The organism is Saccharothrix violaceirubra (assembly GCF_014203755.1).
Classification (GTDB): domain Bacteria; phylum Actinomycetota; class Actinomycetes; order Mycobacteriales; family Pseudonocardiaceae; genus Actinosynnema; species Actinosynnema violaceirubrum.
Map to the genome: position 1 here is coordinate 2,562,445 of NZ_JACHJS010000001.1, position 20,365 is coordinate 2,582,809.

The 20,365-nt window shown below is 70.9% G+C and carries 18 protein-coding genes; 10 read left to right on the forward strand and 8 right to left on the reverse strand.

Features of this window, described 5'->3' with window-relative positions; genetic code table 11:
• Positions 1 to 8 precede the first annotated feature (8 nt).
• The 3 genes from casB to cas3 are packed head-to-tail and all read right to left on the reverse strand — an operon-like array spanning position 9 to position 5,006.
• The gene (gene casB, locus F4559_RS12385; RefSeq protein ID WP_184668553.1) at positions 9 to 644 is read right to left on the reverse strand and encodes a type I-E CRISPR-associated protein Cse2/CasB; all 636 of its coding nucleotides are present in this window, start codon (positions 642 to 644) and stop codon (positions 9 to 11) included.
• Complete coding sequence (gene casA / locus F4559_RS12390; RefSeq protein ID WP_184668554.1) at positions 641 to 2,284, reverse strand: type I-E CRISPR-associated protein Cse1/CasA; 1,644 nt, start codon at positions 2,282 to 2,284, stop codon at positions 641 to 643. The genes casB and casA overlap by 4 nt, the downstream gene beginning before the upstream one ends.
• Positions 2,271 to 5,006 carry a CRISPR-associated helicase Cas3' gene (gene cas3, locus F4559_RS12395; RefSeq protein ID WP_246445171.1) on the reverse strand — a complete coding sequence of 912 codons (2,736 nt, stop codon included), beginning with the start codon at positions 5,004 to 5,006 and terminating at the stop codon, positions 2,271 to 2,273. Before cas3 ends, casA begins: the two co-directional genes overlap by 14 nt.
• A gap of 337 nt (positions 5,007 to 5,343) precedes the next feature.
• Here cas3 and F4559_RS12400 point away from each other — a divergent pair, with 337 nt between their 5' ends.
• Positions 5,344 to 5,901 carry an NUDIX hydrolase gene (locus F4559_RS12400; protein ID WP_184668555.1) on the forward strand — a complete coding sequence of 186 codons (558 nt, stop codon included), beginning with the start codon at positions 5,344 to 5,346 and terminating at the stop codon, positions 5,899 to 5,901.
• Here the strand turns inward: F4559_RS12400 and F4559_RS12405 are convergent.
• Entirely contained in the window at positions 5,875 to 7,266 is a 1,392-nt protein-coding gene (locus F4559_RS12405) for a helix-turn-helix domain-containing protein (protein WP_184668556.1), read from the reverse strand. The two genes, F4559_RS12400 and F4559_RS12405, sit on opposite strands and share 27 nt — an antisense overlap.
• Positions 7,267 to 7,425: 159 nt before the next feature.
• Here F4559_RS12405 and F4559_RS12410 point away from each other — a divergent pair, with 159 nt between their 5' ends.
• The 4 genes from F4559_RS12410 to F4559_RS12425 all read left to right on the forward strand — a co-directional run bounded on the left by F4559_RS12410 (position 7,426) and on the right by F4559_RS12425 (position 9,449).
• Positions 7,426 to 7,692, forward strand: a complete 267-nt coding sequence (locus F4559_RS12410; protein ID WP_184668557.1) for a hypothetical protein — start codon at positions 7,426 to 7,428, stop codon at positions 7,690 to 7,692.
• A gap of 87 nt (positions 7,693 to 7,779) precedes the next feature.
• Positions 7,780 to 8,001, forward strand: a complete 222-nt coding sequence (locus F4559_RS12415; protein ID WP_184668558.1) for a hypothetical protein — start codon at positions 7,780 to 7,782, stop codon at positions 7,999 to 8,001.
• A 36-nt stretch (positions 8,002 to 8,037) separates the two neighbouring features.
• Positions 8,038 to 8,343: an HC3 family zinc finger protein gene (locus tag F4559_RS12420; RefSeq protein ID WP_184668560.1), complete on the forward strand. Its 306-nt coding sequence runs from the start codon at positions 8,038 to 8,040 to the stop codon at positions 8,341 to 8,343.
• Complete coding sequence (locus F4559_RS12425) at positions 8,340 to 9,449, forward strand: hypothetical protein (protein ID WP_184668562.1); 1,110 nt, start codon at positions 8,340 to 8,342, stop codon at positions 9,447 to 9,449. Before F4559_RS12420 ends, F4559_RS12425 begins: the two co-directional genes overlap by 4 nt.
• A gap of 1 nt (position 9,450) precedes the next feature.
• On the opposite strand, the gene F4559_RS12430 is transcribed toward F4559_RS12425, so the two are convergent.
• The 4 genes from F4559_RS12430 to F4559_RS12445 form a co-directional block, all read right to left on the reverse strand.
• The gene (locus tag F4559_RS12430; RefSeq protein WP_184668564.1) at positions 9,451 to 9,651 is read right to left on the reverse strand and encodes a hypothetical protein; all 201 of its coding nucleotides are present in this window, start codon (positions 9,649 to 9,651) and stop codon (positions 9,451 to 9,453) included.
• A gap of 295 nt (positions 9,652 to 9,946) precedes the next feature.
• On the reverse strand, positions 9,947 to 10,489 hold the full coding sequence (locus tag F4559_RS12435) for a flavoprotein (protein ID WP_184668565.1): 543 nt from the start codon (positions 10,487 to 10,489) through the stop codon (positions 9,947 to 9,949).
• Complete coding sequence (locus F4559_RS12440; RefSeq protein WP_184668566.1) at positions 10,486 to 11,802, reverse strand: helix-turn-helix transcriptional regulator; 1,317 nt, start codon at positions 11,800 to 11,802, stop codon at positions 10,486 to 10,488. Before F4559_RS12440 ends, F4559_RS12435 begins: the two co-directional genes overlap by 4 nt.
• A gap of 469 nt (positions 11,803 to 12,271) precedes the next feature.
• Positions 12,272 to 13,084 (reverse strand): dioxygenase family protein, encoded by an 813-nt coding sequence (locus tag F4559_RS12445; protein ID WP_184668567.1) that lies wholly within the window; start codon positions 13,082 to 13,084, stop codon positions 12,272 to 12,274.
• A 183-nt stretch (positions 13,085 to 13,267) separates the two neighbouring features.
• Here F4559_RS12445 and F4559_RS12450 point away from each other — a divergent pair, with 183 nt between their 5' ends.
• From F4559_RS12450 to F4559_RS12470, 5 genes are all read left to right on the forward strand, one after another.
• Positions 13,268 to 14,008 (forward strand): AfsR/SARP family transcriptional regulator, encoded by a 741-nt coding sequence (locus tag F4559_RS12450; RefSeq protein WP_184668568.1) that lies wholly within the window; start codon positions 13,268 to 13,270, stop codon positions 14,006 to 14,008.
• Between the two features lie 87 nt (positions 14,009 to 14,095).
• Complete coding sequence (locus F4559_RS12455) at positions 14,096 to 14,287, forward strand: DUF6229 family protein (RefSeq protein WP_184668569.1); 192 nt, start codon at positions 14,096 to 14,098, stop codon at positions 14,285 to 14,287.
• Between the two features lie 5 nt (positions 14,288 to 14,292).
• A complete protein-coding gene (locus F4559_RS12460; protein ID WP_221447211.1) occupies positions 14,293 to 17,139 on the forward strand; it encodes a type 2 lanthipeptide synthetase LanM family protein in 2,847 nt (948 codons plus the stop codon).
• Positions 17,136 to 18,998 carry an ABC transporter ATP-binding protein gene (locus F4559_RS36300; protein WP_184668570.1) on the forward strand — a complete coding sequence of 621 codons (1,863 nt, stop codon included), beginning with the start codon at positions 17,136 to 17,138 and terminating at the stop codon, positions 18,996 to 18,998. Before F4559_RS12460 ends, F4559_RS36300 begins: the two co-directional genes overlap by 4 nt.
• Positions 18,991 to 20,358 (forward strand): FAD-binding oxidoreductase, encoded by a 1,368-nt coding sequence (locus F4559_RS12470; protein ID WP_184668572.1) that lies wholly within the window; start codon positions 18,991 to 18,993, stop codon positions 20,356 to 20,358. Before F4559_RS36300 ends, F4559_RS12470 begins: the two co-directional genes overlap by 8 nt.
• Positions 20,359 to 20,365 lie beyond the last annotated feature (7 nt).

Consider the following 20,365-nt stretch of genomic DNA (forward strand, 5'->3'; position numbering starts at 1 on the left):
TGACGGGTTCAGGACTGCGCGGAGTCGGGGGCCATTTTCGGGGTGCGGTAGAACTCGCGGCCCCACCTCAGCGGGATGGCCGACGCTCCACCGTGTTGCCACCACGTCAGCTCGTCCGCGAGCAGCCCGTAGTCGAGCGGGATTCCGTTCGTGCGCAACAACTGGACGGCTCCCCGCAGGTGGTGCACCACTTCGTCGAAGCTCGCCGAGGTGCTCAGGGCCTGGAAGCGACGCACGATCGGGGGGAGAGGTTCGCCGAACTCGCCGGGGTGCAGCAGACGTAGCGACTTGCCGAGGCCGTAGCCGCGACGATTCATCTGTTTGGCACGGTGGGATTGCTGGTGCAGTGCATACAGGGTGAAGGCGATGTGCGCCGCGTTCTCCTGGGTCGTCGGGTCGTTGCCGGCGTCCTCGCCGGCGAACTTGTCCGACTCCGTGTACAGCAGGAGATCCGGAACAGTGCCTGCCCGCTTTCCGACACCCCGACGAAGTCTCGCCAGGGCCGCGACCGCCGCGGACCGATTGGCCAGGTAGTCGCGCTGCCAGATCTGGATGCGTTCGTGAACCTCGATGCCGACCGGCGTCAGCTCGCGTCGGCGGAGGGTCTCCGCGGGTGGCTTTCCTTCTTCGGCCGTGGTGGTCATGACCCGGCTTCCCCTTCCTGTTCGGAGGTCCGGTGCAGCGCCTTGCCCAAGTCGCCGAAGAACCAACCTTGCGCGAGCGGTGAGTTCACGAATCGTTTCTCGTTGCCGACACGGCCTTTGAGTGCCTTCGCGGGCGCTGCGGCGAGGAGGTTCCGCACGAGGGGCAGCAGTCCGGCCCGTGCCCGGTCGTGCCAAGCGGTTTCGGCATCCGTGGCCACCGTGTCGGCGCCCAGCGTCTCCAGCCATGCGCGGAACAACGGGTCCAGGAGGGCGTAGGCGGACTCGGTCGCCCTGGTGCGGGGACCCTCCAGTTCGTCCTTGCCGCACCCGGCCGCGTCGGCCAGCCGCTCGGCCAGCTTGCCCACGGCCCACGCCGCCTTCTCCGCGGCCTGGACGCACCGCACCGCCATGTCGGGCAACTCCGCGACACCCCGGCCGAGCAGGACGGCCTTCATCGACAAGGCGTCGTCCACCACTTCGTCGGTCACCGAGTTGTTGCTGCCGTAGGTCATGCCGATCGTACGCAGTCGTACCGGGTACGCCTCGCCGATGACCCCGCGTACTTCGGCGACCCATTCGAGGATATCCGGCGTCAGGTAGGCCGCGGCCTCGTTGCTCTGGGGCTTGGCCGCGCCGGGGAGGAGCGACTGCAAGCCCCGCCACACCGCACGTTGCGGCTCATGGGTCTTGGGCATGTAGACCACGCCCGAACGCAGCTTCGCCTCTTGTGCTTTACTGCGGCGCCACGCGGTGTGCGACTCGAAGATGTTCTTGTTCTGCGGCGTGATGCGGTCACCGTTGCAGATCAGCACGCTCGTCACGTGCGCGTCGTCGTGGACCAGGCGGACGCGCCTGCTCTGCCAGGTGTAGAGGTCCAACGGTCCGGTGGGCGGTCGGCCTCCCTCCATGTCCTCGGCCGGCCCTGCCGGTGGCCGCCGCCACGCGGGCACGTCCTGGTCGGGATCACGTTGCTGCATCAGACCGTGCTCGTAGGGCATCAGGTTGAGCAGCAACGTCTCCCGCAGCGTGCGCCCTTCCGGCAGCACGGCGCCGAGATTGCCCGACCACCCCGTTCCGATCGGATAACCCCTGCCACCCTTGACGCGCGGGTCGCCCACGGCGCCCGACTTGATCCCGGACGGGTCGAACGCGTGACAATGGACCACCCAGCGGGCCGCCTCGGCGAAGGACAGCACCAACGGTCGACCCATCCGGGTGGAGAAGAACGGCGCGTTGTTGGGCACGTCCGCGATCAGCCTGGACAGATCGGTCGTCTCGTCCTTGGCCGTGCGCAGCCCGGCGACCTGGAGGAACGGCGTCTCGGGGTGGAACAGGTCGAATCGTCCACGGTGCTCCGCGAGGTAGTCCGCGATCGTGTCGATCGGCAGCCGCGGTGCGGTCCACAGTTCTTCCCAGGCGTCCATGTCCTCGGGCCCCCGCAGCGCGTCGTGCAGCACCGCGAGCAGCAACCTGGTCGACGCGAACACCTGGGTCGGGACATCACCGGCCAGGACCGCCAGATCGTGCGCCCGCGCGAAGACCTCGGTCAACGACAGCTCGACCGGCTCGCCGTCGAGGGTGCGTGCGATCAGCCACGGCTGGTCCACGAGGTCGAACGCGACCCGGTCACCGGCGCTCATGCACAAGCCCCCTGCGCGGGTCGTAGCGCACGTGGAAGCCGACGTCACCGTGTCCGATGTCGGCTTCGCCGTTCACGTCCAGGACGAGCACGAGTTGTCCTTTCAGCAGAGGGGAGGAGTGGAAGGACGGGAAGCAATTCTTCTCCAACGCGGAGATCACCGCCAAGTCGACCCCCGGGTTGCTCAGCGCGCGAGGCAGCCGCAACGAGCACGCGGCGACGACTCGTTCCTGAGGCGGCTCGATCGGAAGGTCGGTCGGCACCGGGTCGCCGCCGCCACGATCGATCCACTGTGGTGTGTGCAGGCCGCCGTGGCGATCCTGTTGCACGACGAGGACTTCCAGGGACTCGCCGCCGTCGCGGACCTGGGCCAACCCTTCGCGACCGTCGTCGGCGTCCCCGACACCGGCCCGGACCCAGCCGATCAACGACTTGCGCGAGGAACCGACCTTGTCCAGCAGGAACGTCCGGGCCGCCGCGACCCGTCGCACTTCATCGTCGTCCGCACGCTTTTTCGCCCGTGCCAAGGCTGACTGCCAGGATTCCGGGCCGACCGGGTCCTCGTCGTACGCTCGCTGTACCAGTGGCGCGATGTCCTGGGGCAGCGCGACCTTGTCGCGTTCGACGATCAATGCCACCGAGCGCAGCAGCAGGTGTTCCCCGTAGACGGCACGTGACCCGGCCACCGCGCGCACGGGCTCAGCCGCCCAATCCTCCACGCCCACCACCGCGCATCTGGCCGTGGTGACGGGTTCAGGACGCTTCCGGGGATGCCGGTGCAGTCGGCCGAGTCGTTGCAGGACCAGGTCCATCGGCGCCAGATCGGTGACCATGAGGTCGAAGTCGACGTCCAGCGACTGCTCGACCACCTGCGACGCCACCACGATGTGGAGCGCAGGCCGTTCGCCCTCGCGTCCGAAGCGCCGCAACAGTTCGCGGTCGATCCGCGCCCGGTCGCAGGACAGGAACTGCGAGTGGTTCACCGTGACGTGCTCGACGCCGAACTCCTGCTCCAAGCGCTCTGCCGTCGCCTGGACCCTGCCCACCGTGTTACGCACCACCACCGCGCAGCCACCTTCGCGCAGGTGTTCACGCAGGAACGTCACGACCTGCTCGATGTCGTCGGAAAGCCGGTCCAACGCGACCGTGGTGCCGTTTCCGGGGAGCGGCAACACCTTCGGGGCCGTACCGCCCGAAGCCAGGATCAACGGGTAGCCGTCCACGGCGGGGGCCGGCGTGCCGTCGTAGGCCGCAACCAGCCGCACCCGGCGCGCGGCGGGCAACGTGGCCGACAGCAACACGACCGGAACGCCATACGCGCCCAGCCAGTGCAGCACCCGTTCCAGGTACTGGGACATGTACACGTCGTAGGCGTGCACCTCGTCGATCACCACGACCTTGCCCGCCAGCGCCAGGTGTCGCAGCATCAGGTGTCTGCTCTTCAACCCGGCGAACAGCACCTGGTCGATCGTGCCCACCACGAACGACGCCAAGACGCCCTTCTTGCGACCACTGAGCCATCGGTGCGCCACCACCGCCGACTCGTCGTGCTCGCCGTCTTCGCCGACCGAGGTGAACCATCCGTCACGCACCAGGCCCGTGAACGTGTCGTTCAAGGAAGCCTTGCCGTGCGCCAATGTCACGCTCACCGACCCGTCGCGACCGGGCAACGCCTCGACCCACGACCGGACCCGGTCGAACATCGCGTCGGTCGTGGCCTGCGTCGGCAACGCCATGAACACACCGTCGGCGCCTGAGCGTGCCGCCAGCTCTTCGGCGGCCAGCAACGCGGCCTCGGTCTTGCCGACGCCCATCGGGGCTTCCACGATCACCAACCCGGGGACGGACTGCGTGGCAGCCACCTCCACCGCCGCGGCCTGGACGGGCCGCACGACACCGCCGGGAATCGCGAACCGTTCGCTGAACGCCGCGTCCACGTTCGAGGAGACAGGCGACGCACGCCACCGTCGCGGCAGGGCCAACCGCTTCCAGGCATGATCGACCCGCGCGGCGGTGTCGAGATCCCGAGGCGGCTCATGGGCCTCCAACAACGGGAAATAGTCCGCGTTCGAGGCGATCCAGTCGGCCAGGATCACGATCGCGGTCAACAGCACCTGACTGGGCATGCTGAGCCGGATGTCCTGGTACCGCGACCAGTCCACACCCTCGGAAGCCCGCCGCAGGAAGAACTCCCGCGCCTCCTGCCACACGCCGCCGCCGATCAACTCGGTCAGCCCGGCGACCTCGGCCAGCGTGGAACGCTCCGGCGGCACGCCGTGATGAGCGGCCACGACGGAAGCCATCTGGTCGGCGAACACCGGTCCGACCTCGGCCGCGAGGAAGTCCCGGACGGCCAGGTAGCCCACGACTGTGTGGTGCGCCCGGCTCCGGTCGGGGTGCGTCATCAACATCGGGTTCGCGACGATCCCGGCGTCACGCATTCGATCGGCGAGCAATGGAACCTGGACGGCGAACGCACATGACGCCTTGGCTACGTCGTGCACCCGCGCCAACCAGCACGCCAACTCCCGGACCGCGTCGACGTCACCGCCCAGGTCCTTCGCGATCCGGCCCAGGACCTGAGGTGAGACCCAGTGGTCGACCAGCCGCGCGGCGACTCCGGCGGCATCGTCCAGATGCTGCTGCAATGGCAGCCAATGGGTCGGTCGCCCGTGGTCGTCCATCACTGACTTGGCCCACACCCAGCGAAGGTCGACAGGCAAGCACGCCTCCGTTGCAGCGGTAGTACTGGGCCGATTGGTCGGCCCAGTACTAGTCTGTTTCGGCAATGCTTCATACGCAGAAATGCGGATTGCACCTTGATGTCGTGCCGCATTGAGATCTGTCGGTGTCGTGCTGATCAGACCGCGGTCAGGTTGAGGGCCTGGCCCGGCTACGGCAAGGCAAGGTCGTGGTATCGGCAGAGGTCGTTACTGTTGATGACTGCTCGCGGCGACGAGGAAAATCGACGTGAACGCCAGTGTCCGTCTGACGGGCCGTCGTGGTTTGCACCCGGAGCGCATCGACTCCATCTGGCGTGAATGAGTAACGTTAGGCCACGTGGCCGATGAGCAGACCCCCGCCGAGCTGACCCGCTGGACGATCCACGGCGAACGACTGGTGGACGACACCCGCAAGCTCAACGTCAGCATCGCCCACGTCGAACTGCCGGACGGTGTCCACTTCGAGCAGTGGGTCCTGAGGATGCCCAGGGCCGTGATGACCCTCGTCCTGAACGACGAGGCGACCCACGTGTTGATGATCTACCGCCACCGGTGGGTGCCCGACCGCTGGACCTGGGAACTCCCCGGCGGCTACCTCGACCCCGACGAGGACCCGGCACGCTGCGCCGAACGCGAGGCGGTCGAGGAGACCGGCTGGAAACCCCGCGGCGTCCGTCTCCTCACGACCTTCCAGCCCCTGACCGGCACGGCCGACTTCGAGAACCTGATCTACGTCGCCGAGGGTGCCGAGCACACCGGAGAGGCCCCGGACGTGAACGAGGCCGAGCGGGTGGGGTGGATTCCCCTGGACCGCGTGAAGACCATGATCGAGGACGGCCGGATCATCGGGGCCGCGGCCCAGATCGGCCTACTGCACGTACTCGCGTTCCGGTGACGTCACAATCCCCATGGCCCGCATCTCCGCGAACAGCTCCGTCACCGCCGGGACGTCGGCGAAGGGCTTGAGCCGGGCGGCCACGTCGGCGAGGTACGCGACCGTGCGCACCGAGTTCAGGTTGCCCGCCATCTGCAACGCCGCCCGCCCGGCCTCGCACGCTTCCTCGATCCGTCGCTGATCGGCCAGGATCGAGGCGAGCAGCGCCGTGTTGAACAGCCGTCCCCGGTCGAACCCGGCCGCCATCTCCAACGATCGCCGGGCGAACCGTTCGGCTTCGTCCGACCGCCCCAGGTCACGGAAGCAGTGGGCGAACTTGGCCGCCAGGTAGGCTGCGTCGAAGTAGCGCAGCCACTCGGGAGCCGACTCGCCTTCCGCACCTTCGAAGCTGGTCTCGGCGTCCCGCAACGCGGACAAGGTTCCCTTTGCGTCCCGCAGCAAGGCCAGCCCGTGCGCTTCCATCACCGCGGCTTCCGCCTGGAGAACCCCGATGCCGGTGCGTGCGGCGCTGTCCCTTGCCCCGCGCGCCAGGTCGACCGCCACCAGCGGCGATCGCGAGAATGCCGCGTGGTGGCTCAGACCGGCGAGCATCTCGGCGGCGTGGGCGTCGTCGCCGACCTCGTTGCTCAGCCGCAACGCCACCCGCAGGTGTTTGCGACCGGCCGACGCGTCGCCGACGTCGTAGGCCATCCACCCGGCGAGGTGATTCATCTCCGCGACCGCGCCGAACAGCTCCCGCCGGACACCGTCGCGAAAGCGCCCGGCCCGGAGCATCGGCACGACCTCGCCCACCAGGTACTGGCCGACGGTCGATCGCGCGTGGCCGCCGCCGAAGCGGTTGTCGAGTTCCCGGAACATGCGGGTCATCGCCCGCAGCATGTCGACGTCCGCCAATTCGACGGTCCGGTCCATGACCGTGGGAGGCTCGCTCACCGCGAACCACCCGAACGGCCGCCCCTGCCGTTTCCCCCGCGCGACGGACGAGGACCCGCTCAGCCGGAACCACAGCAACGCCTGAGGCACCCGCAGCGCTCGCGCCCAACGCTCCAGCCGAACGAGGTCGCTCGGCGCGACCGCGTGGTCGGACTCCAGGTTCGACACGTGCGACTGCGACAGGTCAAGCCAGCCCGCGAGTCGCGACTGGGTGATCACAGGGTCGTGTGCGTGCCGATAGACCTTCATGATCCGACCGAAATGGCGGGACGCGAACGCCTCTCGGAATTCCGGGGTGGCCCAGAACTTCGCCGGAACCTCCGGAGCCCGATCGACCTGGACGTCCCGCCGCCCACAGGCCGAGCAGAGCCGCGAGCGGTTGTCGGCCGCCAGGTTCGCGCCGCAGTCGCGACACTGCCGATTCAGCTTCATCACCACTCCTGACCTGCGACTCGACCCGAGTGTAGCCACAGCGACACGCCTCGACCGTTGGATATCGGTACCACCGATAGCGCATCCACCGATGAGGTGGACCAAGGTCGATGCGCCGCTCATCGTGGTGATCGAAAGCCACGACGAAGGGAATCGGAAATGTCCTTTTACGTACTGGCACGCCCGGATGGGCACGCGTCGGCTGCCCTGGTCGAGCAAACACCGGGTCAACCCAACCTGATCGCGGAAGTGGGGGATGCCCAGATCGCCGTTCAGGCCGCCGACCACCCGGAGGGGCTCAAACTGGCCGCCGGCTTCGCCTGGAACCTGGCCAAGGCCGCCACCGAGTTCGCCACCCGGTGTCAGGAACTCGCGATGGCCCAGGATTCGGACGCCCATGGCCGGCGCTCCCGGTCCGTCGGCTGACAGAACCAGACAACGGACCCACCTCGCGGTCGTCACGGTGTGAGACCCCTGCGCTGGTCCTTCTTCCGAGAAAGAGGAGATTCTTCGATGAACAGTGTCCTGGCCATCCCGACCAGCGTGTGCGCCGCGATCGGCGACACCACCCCCATCCGGCACGAAGTCGTCGGCGACGAGGTCCGCATCGCCTTCGGCCGCAACGAGATCGACCTCGTCCTGAGCCCCCGGGCCGCACACGAACTCGCCACCCGCTGCACCGTCGCGCTGGACACCCTCACCGCACCCGAACCCGACGAGGACGTCCCGGCCTGACCGGTACCGGCAACGGTGTGAGGGAGGTGGCGGGGCGTGGCGCGCAGGTTCCGGTGGCTGCCCCACGACGGCGGTCGGCACGCCGTCCCGGTCGAGTTGGTGGCCGGGGCCGACGGGGCGACGTTGTGCGGTCTGGCGGTGACCGTCCCGTCCACGTCGCCTCCCCGCCACCCGCACGGGTGTTGGCCCACCTGCCCGGCCTGCGACACCGCCTGGCGACGCGCAGAGGGCATCCCGCTGCCCTCCGAGCGTCGGCGGGCCAGCGGGCCTCCCGGACGAGCGCGAGCCGCTACGGCGTTCGACGTCCACATCACCGATCGGTCCGAAGTGGATGAATCGTGATCCCGTCATCTGTGCCCGACGAGGCGGCGAGTGTCGCGCTGATCGGGATCGACCTCGCCGACGGGAGGTGGTGCGCCGCGCTCGACCGTGCCTTCCTGCTCCCGGGCCTGCCCGTGAGGGACAGGCACGATCCGGCACGGCGGCTCGGGATCATCGCCCACACCCTGGCCTGCGCGGGCCGCGCCTCCGGAGCGAGGCACTATACGGCACTCGCCTGTCAAGCATTGCCCGGAGGCGGTGATCAGCTCCGGTGGATCGCGGCGAGTCTCGGCGTGCCGTCCCGTGCGGGCTGCGACAGGACCGCGCCCGTTCGGCAGGGGACATCGCGGTCGCGAGGGATCGGCATCGACGCGGCGCGGGCGGTGGGGCGCGCGGAGGAGGCGTTGGCGTGGCTGGACCACACCGCTACCCGGTCACCCCGCGCGGACGCCTGGGCGCGGATGGTGTCGTGGTGCGAAGCCCGGGACTCGGCGCGTCTTGACGGGGTCCACGCCGCCCTGCTGGAGTTTCTTCACCGCGACCTTCCCCCGTCGGGCAATCATCCCGTCTTCATCGACCCCGACCTCGTCCCCTACCTCGCCCCGCCCGCGGACGTGACCCGATCCCCGCCCGACGACCTCGTCGACATCGCGGGCCGCCACTTCCTCCGGAGGTCGACCACCCCACACACGGAGCTGGCCGCCGACCTCTCCCGACACCTGTCCGGACCCTGGCTGCCGATTCAGGGAGCACTCGCCGACCGCCACCGCGCCGTCGACACCGCGACCGAGGTCGAACCGTTCACCCGGCTGATCGCCGACGCGACCACCGCCGCCTGTCACACCGCCGTGAACGCCTTGCACGACCTCGACCTGCTGTACCGCCGGCTCACCACTCGGCTGCCGTCCGGGCGCCTGTCCCGCCTGGCCCTGCGTGACCTGTTCACCCAGGGCCTGGTCACCGCCCCTGCCCTCGCCCGGCGGCACCCCATGTGCGCGAAAAGTGCCCACAACGTCCTCGACCGGTTCCTCGACCTCGGCCTGGCGGTGCCTTACGACCACCGCCACTATGCCCGAGCCGTCTACAACCCCGACCTGATCGATCTGCTCACCCGAGTCCGGGGGTAGGTCAGCGGGTCGGGGTGGGGGAGCCGGGCATCATGCCCGACATGCCCGACATGCCCGGCGGGAACGGGCCGGTCATCGCGTTGTCGTCGTTGCCGGTGACCTCGTCCGTCAGGTCCAGCGCGATGCCGAACGTGGCGCGGTGGCCGCGGCCCACCCGGCGGGGGTTGAGGAGTAGTTGGTCGCCGCCCGCCTGGTAGATCACGTCCGCCGCGTTGGTCGTGTCCTGGGGGCCGTTCGGCCTGTACGGCCCGTCAGGTAGGCCGCGTCGAAGTAGCGCAGCCGCTCGGGAGCCGACTCGCCTTCCGCGTGATCACCTGGTTGCCGAGCACTTTGGGCCGAACCCGAGATCACTGCCACTGTGTCGGTCGACGGCACACCCGAGTACTTCGAGTGGTTGAGTCGGACCGTCGCTTCGGAATCCTGAGCGTCGCGGGACCCGTCGGCCGACGAGCGGGCACGTCGTTCGCCACGCGTGGGGCAAACGCGGTCGGTCGGGATCAGTCGCCCACTGTTCGCCGGGTGGTGTGCGGTCGTGGTTCGTGTGTGCGGGTGAGGTCGTCGAGGGTGGCTGCCACCAGCTCCCAGTCGAAGGTGGTCTGCCCCTCGGGCGTCCGGGTCGTGACGGCGTCGGGGTCGAGGAGGTGGACGCCGGCGACGGTGAGGGTGTGGGTGCTGCGCGGGTAGGCGGGGTGGTCGCGCAGGGCTTGCTTGACGCAGGGGGCGGCGACGATCGGCAGGTCGGCGGCGAGGAGTTCGGCGAGTACCGACAGGGCGTGGTTGTCGGCGATGCCGGCGGCCCACTTGTTGAGGGTGTTGAACGTGGCCGGGGCGACCAGGACTGCGTCGGCGCGGGGTGCGGGGTCGGATCGGTCACGGGGATGGCCGGGTTCGTGGCGGGCGGGGGTGGTCAGCCAGGTGGCGGCGGTGGGGGTGGCGAGGAGGTGGACGTTCCATCCGGCCTCGTGCACGCGGTGGACGAGGCTGTCGACGTGCAGTGCGGGTGGTGCGGCGCAGACGACGAGGTGGAGGGTGCGGTTCACGCGATCACCCCGGTCCGGACGCCGAGCGGTCGCAGCCCCGGTGTCCTCGTGACGCGCTCGCGGGAAAGCAGTTCCCGCAGGACGGCTTTGCCCTGGCAGTCGGTGGCGACGAGTTGGGGTGCGAAGCGCTCGGCTTCAAGCAGGTGGATCACCGCGAGGGCGTCCTCACGTCGGCGGGTGTGCGCCCAGGCGTTGTCCAGATGGAAGCGGCCCCGACGACCGTGCAGGCCCGGCGGGAGCACGGTGACGTCGACCTCGGCCGCCTCGGCGAGCACGAGGTCGGGGTCGCCGACGGCCACGGCGACGCCGACGCGGTGGATGCTGACATTGGTCGGCCCGAACGCGGTATGCCCGATGTTCACCTCGCCGCGTAGCGCCTCGGCGAGTCGACCGGCCCGGTCCAGTCGCTGCCGGGCGCCGCGGATGTCGCCGTCGCGGGCGGCGAGGACCGCGGCGAGCAAGGTGGTCATGCCCTGCCAGGTGAGGGTGTGCGGGTCGTGGCCGCGCAGGGAGTCGGCGGTGTCGAGCGCGTGGCTTTCGGCGCGTTCGGCGTCGTCCAGTCGGATCAGGGCGCAGGAGAGTTGGTAGGCGGCCGACGCGCGGCCGAACGGATCGCCGGCTTCTTCCGCGGCGTGCCGTGCGCGTTCGGCCGCCTCGAAAGCGGTGATCCCGTCGCCGCGTTTGGTGGCCACTTTGGCATGCACGACGGCTGCCTGGCACCGCAACCGCAACAACCGTCGGCGATCCCCGCCGGAGTCGGCGAGCAACGCCTCGACGGTGTCGGCGACCTCGGGCAGGTGCTCTTCCACCTCGGCGTACTGGGCGGCCTGGTAATCGCGGTGGAGACGCTCGACGGACGCCGCCGCGTGGAAGATCGCCGAATCGACCGCCATCGACCGATCGTGATGCGGTCGGACATCGTCGTGTGACGACCGGGCTCGCATCGATTCCCGGTCCTGCTCGGATCGCGTGCCGCCGTGGAACGGCGAATCGGGCCGGGTGTCGGCTGTGTCGGAATCCGCAACGGCCTCCACGGTCTGCATGCGCAGGTTTATGCGTTCCTCTTTGGCTTTCTCTCGTAGTGCGACAAGGGCCCCGCGTGCGTCGAGGGCGGTGTCGAGTGCCCTGACCAGATCGATCGACGGCAGGTTGTGGTTGGGGCGTTCGGCCCGGGAGACGTACTGGCGGGTGTAGCCGATCAGGCGGGCGAGCTTCGGCTGGCTGAGTCCTGCCTGGTCGCGGCGTTGTCGGATCTGGCGGGCGAGTTCCTCGCCTGCGCTTTCGGGTGCCGGTGGGATCTGGTCGTCGTTCACGGTGACCGCCTGCGCGAAGTGGGGGCAACTGCTGATTGCTGGGGGCAAACCGGGGGCAACAGCATGGTTGACCCTGCCCGATCATAGCGCGCCCGGATTGAATGATCGCTGTCGCCGGATTCGGGATTGGAGGTCGTGGTGGACGGTGGTGAAGGGTCGTCGGTTCGTGGTGTGCGGTTGTTGGACGATCGGGAACTTTCGGGCATGCGGTCGGATTTGACTGAGGTGGTGGAGTATCGGAAGTCGGGGTTGAGTCTGAACTGGATCGTGGGGTGTCCGTTGGATTGCGGGTACTGCGTGCGGCGCCTGTTCGGGAATTTCGGGATGAAGGTGCCGCGGGCGGTAGTGCCGAAAAGTGCCCGCGACGTCCTCGACGGGTTCCTCGACCTCGGCCTGGCGGTGCCTGACGACCTCCGCCACTATGCCCGAGCCGTCTACAACCCCGACCTGATCGATCTGCTCACCCGAGTCAGCGGGTCGGTGTGGGGAAGGTGCCGGGCATCATGCTCGGCATGCCCGGTGGGAACGGGCCGGTCATCGCGTTGTCGTCGTTGCCGGTGACCTTGTCCGTCAAGTCCAGCGCGATGCCGAATGTGGCGCGGTGGCCGCGGCCCACTCGGCGCGGGTTGAGGAGTAGTTGGTCGCCGCCCGCCTGGTAGATCACGTCCGCCGCGTTCGTCGTGTCCTGCGGACCGTTGGGCTTGTACGGGCCTGTGGCCAGGTACTGCGCGGTGAACGTCTCCGGCAGGTAGAGCTGTGACGTGAACTCGTACGGGATGTTCGTCGCGCCCGTCGTCCTGATCTTCACGTGGTAGTGGACGGTCCTGCCCTTGTACCAGCCCGGCAGGATCGTGACGAAGCGTACGCGGCCGGCACGGTCCGTGACCTGGAGTCCGCGTAGGAACTTGGTGCCCTGGGTGCCTTCCGACGCGATGTCCGAGTACTTCCCCTTCGCGTCGGCGTGCCACAGGTCGACGATCGCGCCCTGTAGAGGTACGCAGTCCTTGCCTTCCAGGCGCGACACGACAAGGTCGAGGGTGAACAGGGTCCCCTCGCACAGCAGGCCGGTCGACGGCTCCAGGCGCAGGTCGGAGCGTTTGAGGCCCTCGTCGACGAAGTACGGGCCCTCCATCTGCTCCGGGACCACCACGCAGTCGGGGGCGCCCGCCGAAGCGGTCGCGATGCCCACGCCCGCCAGGGTGGCCGTGCCCGCCAGGCCGAGTAGTGCCAGGGCCTGACGCCGGCCGAGGACTCGGCCGACCGGTTCGTCGTCGTCGTGCATTGATCAACCTCGAAACTGTCGCGGTGGTCCGTGAAGTGTGAACGTCGCTCACCTCGACCTGAAGGCCCCGGTCTTCTGGATCGCTTCCGACCGCGTCCGTTCGGAATACCGTCGCAACGTCGTAACACGGCCGCGCGAAGACCAGGTGTCCGCACTGGTGCGGCGGAGACGGGGTGGTCTGTGGTGGTGGTCGTGCTGGGCCGGCCCGGTGTGCTCGTCGACGGTGTGGTCGTCCACCCCGCCCGGCGGCGGGTGCGGTTGCTCCTCGGGTTGCTCGCGGTGCGGGCCGATCGGGCGCTGTCGTCGGAGTGGTTGATCGACGCGCTGTGGCCCGGACGGCCGCCCGTGTCGGCGGCGGCGAACGTCCGTTCGCACCTGGCCGAGCTGCGCCGCGTGCTGCGGGCCGCCGACCCGGACGGTCCCGGGATCGTCGCTTCCGGTGACGGGTACGTGCTCGTCTCGGGTGTGGACGGGGTCGACGTGACGCGGTTCCGAAGGCTCAAGAGCGAAGGGCGGACCTTACGGTGTGCGGGGGCGTACGGAGCCGCCGCGCGCTGTCTCACCGACGCCGTCGACTTGTGGCGGGGGCCGGTGATGTCCGGTGTCCCGGTGCCCGACGCGGTGCGCGCGGACGTCACCGTGCTCGACGAACAACGGGTCGACGCCTGGGAAGAGCTGATGGACGTCCGGCTCGCGCTCGGCGCGCACCAGGACCTCGTGCCCGTGCTGGCCGGTCTGGTCGTCGAGCACCCGTTGCGTGAACGCCTCTGGTGTCAGCTCGTCACGGCGTTGTGCGGCGCGGGCCGTCGGTCCGAGGCGGTCGCGGTCTACCAACGCCTGGTCCGGGTGCTCGACACCGAACTCGGGGTCGAGCCGTGCCCGGAGAGCCGGGCCCTGTACGAGGCGATCCGGGGGAGGGCGTGACAGGAAGCGCGGAGGCGACTTCGTTGTGTACGCGTCCGTGTACACGGCATTTCTACACTTCCGGCTCCGTCAACGAAAGGAGTGCTCATGACCACCGCACTGCTGCCCGACGCCGAGGAACTGGTCGCCCGCTGGCGCGCGGGCCTGGACGGGATCGACAACCCGGCCGGTCCGCTGTTCGCCAACGGCGAGTTCGCCGAGGGCGACATCGTCGCCTGCAACCCGCCCGGCAGCCGCTGTTCGGCCTGCACGGCGTCACGTCCCGTGTACTGCTGCTGACCACGATGACCCACGACGAGGTCGGCGGACTCGACCGGACCCTGGACTGGCTCGTCGGACCGGCCCTGAGCCGGACGGCGAGCGGGCTGGCCGAGGTCGCCGGCCTCGCCGTCACCGAGGCGGACGCCGTGCTCGCCGCCACCCGGGAGGCACTCCTGGACGTGCTGCGGCGCAAGGTGATCCGCGTGCTCGTGCTCGAACTGAACGCGGCCCGCGTGACCGGACGCCTCACCGCGTCCGACCCGGAGGGCCGGTGGCGTGAGTTCGTGGCGAGCGCGCAGCGCCCGGAGTTCTGGCAGGACCTGACGAAGCACTACCCGAAGCTGGTCGACCGGCTGACCGCCGTGACCGACCGCCGGGTGGCCGCCGTGCTCGCCTTCGCGCGGAGGTTCGCCGCCGATCGCGACGCGTTGACCGACCTGCTCGGCGGACCGGCGGGCGAGCTGCGCGCGGTGGAGATCGGCGCGGGCGACAGCCACCACGGCGGGCACACGGTCGTGATCGTGCGCTGCACGGGCGGGACCGTGGTCTACAAGCCGAGGCCGATGGAGGTCGACCGCGAACTGGCCGGCCTCGTGTCCGTGCTCAGCGATGCCATCCGCGTCCCGCGTGCGGTCGTGCGCGACGGCTACGGCTGGGCCGAGCACGTCGACCACCGCTACTGCGCCGACGAGACCGAGCTGGTCCGCTTCTACCGCGCCCTCGGCCACTGGCTCGCGGTCATGCGCCTGGTCTCGGGCACGGACCTGCACGCCGAGAACCTCATCGCCCACGGGCCGGTCCCGGTCGTCGTGGACTGCGAGAGCGTCTTCACGCCCCGGCCCGCGCACCCGTCGACGGGTGCGGGCGAGGCCACCGACCTGGTCGCCGAACAGCTCACCGGCACGGTCATGCGCACCGGTCTGCTGCCCGGTCGCGGCGCGGGCCTGGGCTGGCGCGGCGTCGACGGCTCGGGCATGGGCGGCCTGCCCGGCGAGCAGCCCGAGATCGGCATCCCGGACCTGGTCGGCGCGGGCACGGACACGGCCCGGGTCGAGACCGTGCCGCACCGGGTGCCCACGACCGCCAACCTGCCCTCGCCCGAACCCGATCTGGTGCGCTACTGGCCCGAGGTCGTCGCCGGGTTCGACGAGCTGGCCGAGCGGATCACCGCGCTGGACAAGGCCGGTGAGCTGGAACAGGCGCTGTACCGGTTCGCCGACGTGACCGTGCGCGTGATCGTCCGCGACACCGAGTCGTACACGGAACTGGCCCGCATGCTGTGGCACCCGGCCGGTCTGCACGACCAGGACGCCGCCGAACTCAAGGCCCGGACGCTGCTGGCCCGGCACTCGATGAACACCCGCGGCCCGGGCGACCCGGACGTGCACGTCGCCGAGGTCGCGGACCTGCTCGTCGGCGACATCCCGGTGTTCACCACGACCCCGGCCGAGGGCACGCTGCACACGCCCGGCGACCACCGGTGCATGCCCCGCGCCGACCAGATCGCGCTCGCCCTGCGCCGGTGGCGCGACGCCGACTTCGCGCTGGAACGCCGGGTCACGCAGGCCGCGCTGGTCAGCGCGTACCTCAACCAGGGTGGCACCCCCGACCTGCACCGGATGTCCGAGCCCACGTCGAACAGGTCCGATGTGGACGGACGGCGACGCGTGCTCGCGGCCCGGCTGGTGCGCGAACTGCTCGGCGAGGCGGTCCGCGGCACCGACGGCACGGCGACGTGGTTCGCGCCCGTCCTGGACCGGGGCGGCTGGCAGACCACGCCGCTGACCCCCGATCTGTACGGCGGCACGCTCGGCGTGGCCGTGCTGCTCGCGGGCTACCGGAACGAGGTCGCGGCGGGCCGGGCCGACGAGGTGGACGGCGTCGACGACCTGCTCGCCGCGACCGTGCGTACGGCCCGGCTGACGCAGGAGTGGTGGATGGCGCAGCTCGCGCACACCAAACGCCGCCCCGACCCGGTCGGCGCGTACATCGGGCTGGGTTCGCAGATCTGGTGCTGGCTCACGCTGCACCGGCTCGGCCTGGACTGCCTGCCCGACGCCCTGTTCCTGGCCGACCACGTGCCCGCCGCCCTGGCCGCGAGCGAGGGCCCGGACCTGGTCGTGGGCACGGCGGGCGCGATCGTGCCGCTGCTCGCGCTGGCCGCCCGCACCGGCGACCGGCGGTGGCACGCCCTGGCCGTCGAGGCGGGCGAACGGCTGGTCGCCACGGCACTGGTCGAGGACGGGAAGGCCCGCTGGCCCGCGCCGACCTGGCCGGGCGGCATCGGCGGGTTCGCGCACGGCGCCACGGGCATCGGCTGGTCGCTGGACCGGTTGGTGCTGGCCGGCGAGGAGCGGTTCGCCGAGGTCGCCCGCGCGGCGGCGGCGTTCGAGGAGTCGGTCTACGACCCGGACCGGCAGGGCTGGCCCGACCCGAGGGCCGCCGACACGCTCGCGGCGGCGTGGTGCCACGGCGCGGTGGGCGTCGGCCTCGCCCAGGCCGACCTGTTGGACCGGGGCGGACCCGGTTCGCGCGGGGTACTGCGCCGGGCCGCCGAGTCGGCCCTGCGGGACGGACTGGGCTGGACGCACACGCTGTGCCACGGCGACAGCGGCACGTGGGAGCTGCTGGTGGCCGCGCTCGACCACGGCGTGGCACCCGAAGGACTCGACCGGGCCGCGGTCGACGCCCGGTTGATCGGCGGTCTGGAGGCCCACGGCGCGGTCACCGGCCTGGCCCGCGAGGTGTACTCGCCGAGCATGATGTCGGGCTCCGGCGGCATCGCCTACCAGTTGTTGCGCCTGCATCCCGACTGCGCGTTGCCGTCGGTGCTCGTCCTGGCCGACGCCGACGGCACGGAGCGCCGGTGACCGAATCCGACCCGAGGGACGGCAACCTCGTCACGCCGCACTGGCAGCTCGACCGGTCGGCGGCGGCACCCCGCCGGGTGCTGCGCGGGTTGCCCCGGGCGACCTGGCCGGTGCTGGGCATGATCAGGGCCGCCGCACCCCGGGCGGCGGCCGTGGTGCTGGTGTTGCAGGTGTTGTCGGGGCTGGCGGCGGCGTTCGGGCTCGTCGCCACGACCGGCGTGCTGGTCGAGCTGCTGGCCGGCGGGCCGTCCGGCGAGCGGGTCCTGGCCGCGTTGCCCCGGTTGCTCCTGGTGGGTGGCGCCTTCGCGTTGCGCGGCGCCTTGGAGGTCGGCGTCTCGCTGGCCCGCGCGCGCATCACGCCCGCCGTGCGGCGGCTGGCCGAGGAGCGCCTCTACACGGCGAGCCTGGGCGCCGATCTGGCCGCGTTCGACGACCCGACGTTCCACGACCGCATGCACCGCGCCCGCGACCGGGGCCTGTTCTACCTCGAACGCGCCGCCGACAACCTCGTGGAGCTGCTCGGCGCCCTGCTGGGCATCGCGGCGGCCGTGGGCAGCCTGGCCGTGCTGCACCCGGTGCTCGTCCCGGTCATGCTCCTGGCCGTCCTGCCCGACGGGTGGGCGGTGCAGCGCGCGGCCCGGCTCGCGTACGCCAGCGTCGGGCGGACGGTGGCGCTGGACCGGCGCGTGCAGATGGTCTCCGACCTGGCCACCGAGCGCGAGCCCGCCGCCGAGATCCGGGCCTACCAGGCCGAACCCTTCGTGCTGCACGAATACCGCCTGGCCGCCGACCCGCTGCGGGACGAGGAGGTGCGGCTGGCCACCGCCCAGGCGCGGGTGCGCGGCGTCGGCCGCGCGCTGGCCGGACTCGGGCTGGCGGTGACGTACGCCGTGCTGGGCCTGCTGGTCGCCGCGTCCTGGGTGCCGCTCGCGGCGGCGGGCACGGCGGTGATCGCGGTCCGGGTGGCCACGACCGCGCTCAACCGGCTGGTGCTGGCCGCCAACCAGCTCGTCGAGCAGGGCATGTACGTGGCGGACTACCAGGAGTTCCTGGCGACCGCCCGCGACACCGCCCCGGGCGCCGCGCGGAAGACGCCGGTCGAACCGGGCGAGGTCGCGTTGGAGCACGTCACGTTCACCTACCCCGGCGCGGACCGGCCGGCGTTGCGCGACGTGACGCTCACCGTCCGGCCCGGCGAGACCGTGGCGCTGGTCGGCGAGAACGGTTCGGGCAAGTCGACGGTGGCCAAGCTCGTCGCCGGGCTGTACGCGCCGACCGAAGGGCGCGTCCGGTGGTCCGGTGCGGACCTGGCCGGCCTCGACCGGTCGGCGGTGGCGGACCGGGTCATGGTGGTGTTCCAGGAACCCGTGCGGTGGCCGCACACCGCGCGCGTCAACGTCCGCGTGGGACGGCACGGCCGGGTCGACGAGCACGCGCTCGCCGACGCCGCCGGGCGGTCCGGCGCGGACGAGGTGGTCGACCGGTTGCCGGCGGGCTGGGAGACGTTGCTGTCCAAGCACTTCCGGGGCGGCGTCGAGCTGTCCGGCGGCCAGTGGCAGCGGCTGGCCGTGGCACGCGGGCTGTACCGGGACGCACCGCTGCTCGTCTGGGACGAGCCGACCGCGCCGCTGGACGCCAAGGCCGAGTTCGCGGTGTACGAGTCGCTGCGCGCCCTGGCCCGCGACCGGACCGTCCTGCTGATCACGCACCGGCTGGCCAGCGTGCGGCACGCGGACCGGATCCTGCTGCTGCACGAGGGCGAGTTGGTCGAGCAGGGCACGCACGCCGAACTGCTGGCCTTGAACGGACGGTACGCCGACCTCTACGCCCTGCAGAGCCGGATGTACGCCGATGCCTGACCTGGTGTTCCCCGCAGACCCGGCGTACGCGTTGTCCCGCAACAGGTTCATCGGCCGCCCCGACGAGGTGCTGCCCCGTGCCGTCGCCCGGTGCGCGGACGTCGAGGACGTACGGGCGGCCTTGGCCCTGGCCCGCGAAGAAGGGTGGTCGTTCGCCCTACGATCGGGGGGTCACAGCAACGCGGGCCACTCGTCGACCACCGGGCTGTCGATCGACCTCACGCCCTTGGACACCGTCGAGGTGCACGGCGACCGCGTCACGATCGGCGGTGGTGTCCGAAGTGGACGGCTCGCGCGCGTGCTCGCCGGGCACGGCCGCCTGGTCCCGCTCGGGTCGTGCCCGTCGGTCGGCGTGGTCGGTGCCGCGCTCGGCGGCGGGTTCGGCTGCGACGGTCGCGAGTTCGGCCTCACCTGCGACGCCCTGGTGGCCGCCCAGGTCGTGCTCGCCGACGGGCGGGTCGTCGAGGCGTCCGGCGACGACGACCTGTTCTGGGCGCTGCGCGGCGCGGGCGGCGGCCACTTCGGCGTGGTGACCGCGGCGACGTTCGCCGCGGTGCCCGCCCGGCCGCGCACGCACCTGGTGCTGGAGTGGGATTTCCGGTACGCGTCGGCGCTGGTGTCCTGGTGGCAGCGGATCCTCCCGGACGCGCCCGACCCGGTGTCGGTCGAGTTGCAGTTGGTGGTGCCGGAGGATACCGACGCCGACCCGGTGGCGCTGCTCGTCGGCGCGGTGCCCGACCGGGCCGCGGTCGACGCGCTCGTGGCGGACTTCGGCGTTCCGCCACGCCGGTCGGAGATCGTCGACCTCGACGCGGCCCAGGCCGTCGTCTGCCGTCCCACGCCGCACTCGGCGGCGGCGGTCGACCCCGAGCGCGACCCGCTGACCCACCACCGGCCGGGCATGATGACCTGCCGCACGGCGTTCTTCGCCGACCCGCTGCCCGACGACGCGACGGCCGCGCTCCTCGCGCACTTGACAGGAGAAAGAGAGTTCGGGGAGTCGAGGGAACTCTCGTTCACACCCTGGCGTGGCGCCTACGGGCGCGTGCCCGTCGCCGCGACGGCTTTCGCGCACCGCGACGCCGCGTTCCTGCTGAAGCACTCCGTGCTCCTCGGTCCCGGTGGCGCACAACGGCGTGGCGCGGCCGTGCTCGACCGGATCACCGCCGGGTGGGAGATCGCGCGTCCGCACGGTACCGGCGGGGTCTACCCGAACTTCCCCGATCCCGCGCACGCGGACTGGCCGACCGCTTACCACGGCGCCAATCTCGCCCGCCTTCGTGCGGTCAAGGCGCGCTTCGACCCCGAAGAGGTGTTCCGCCACGCGCAGTCGATCCGGCCGCGCGTCTCAAGCAGGTGAGCGATAT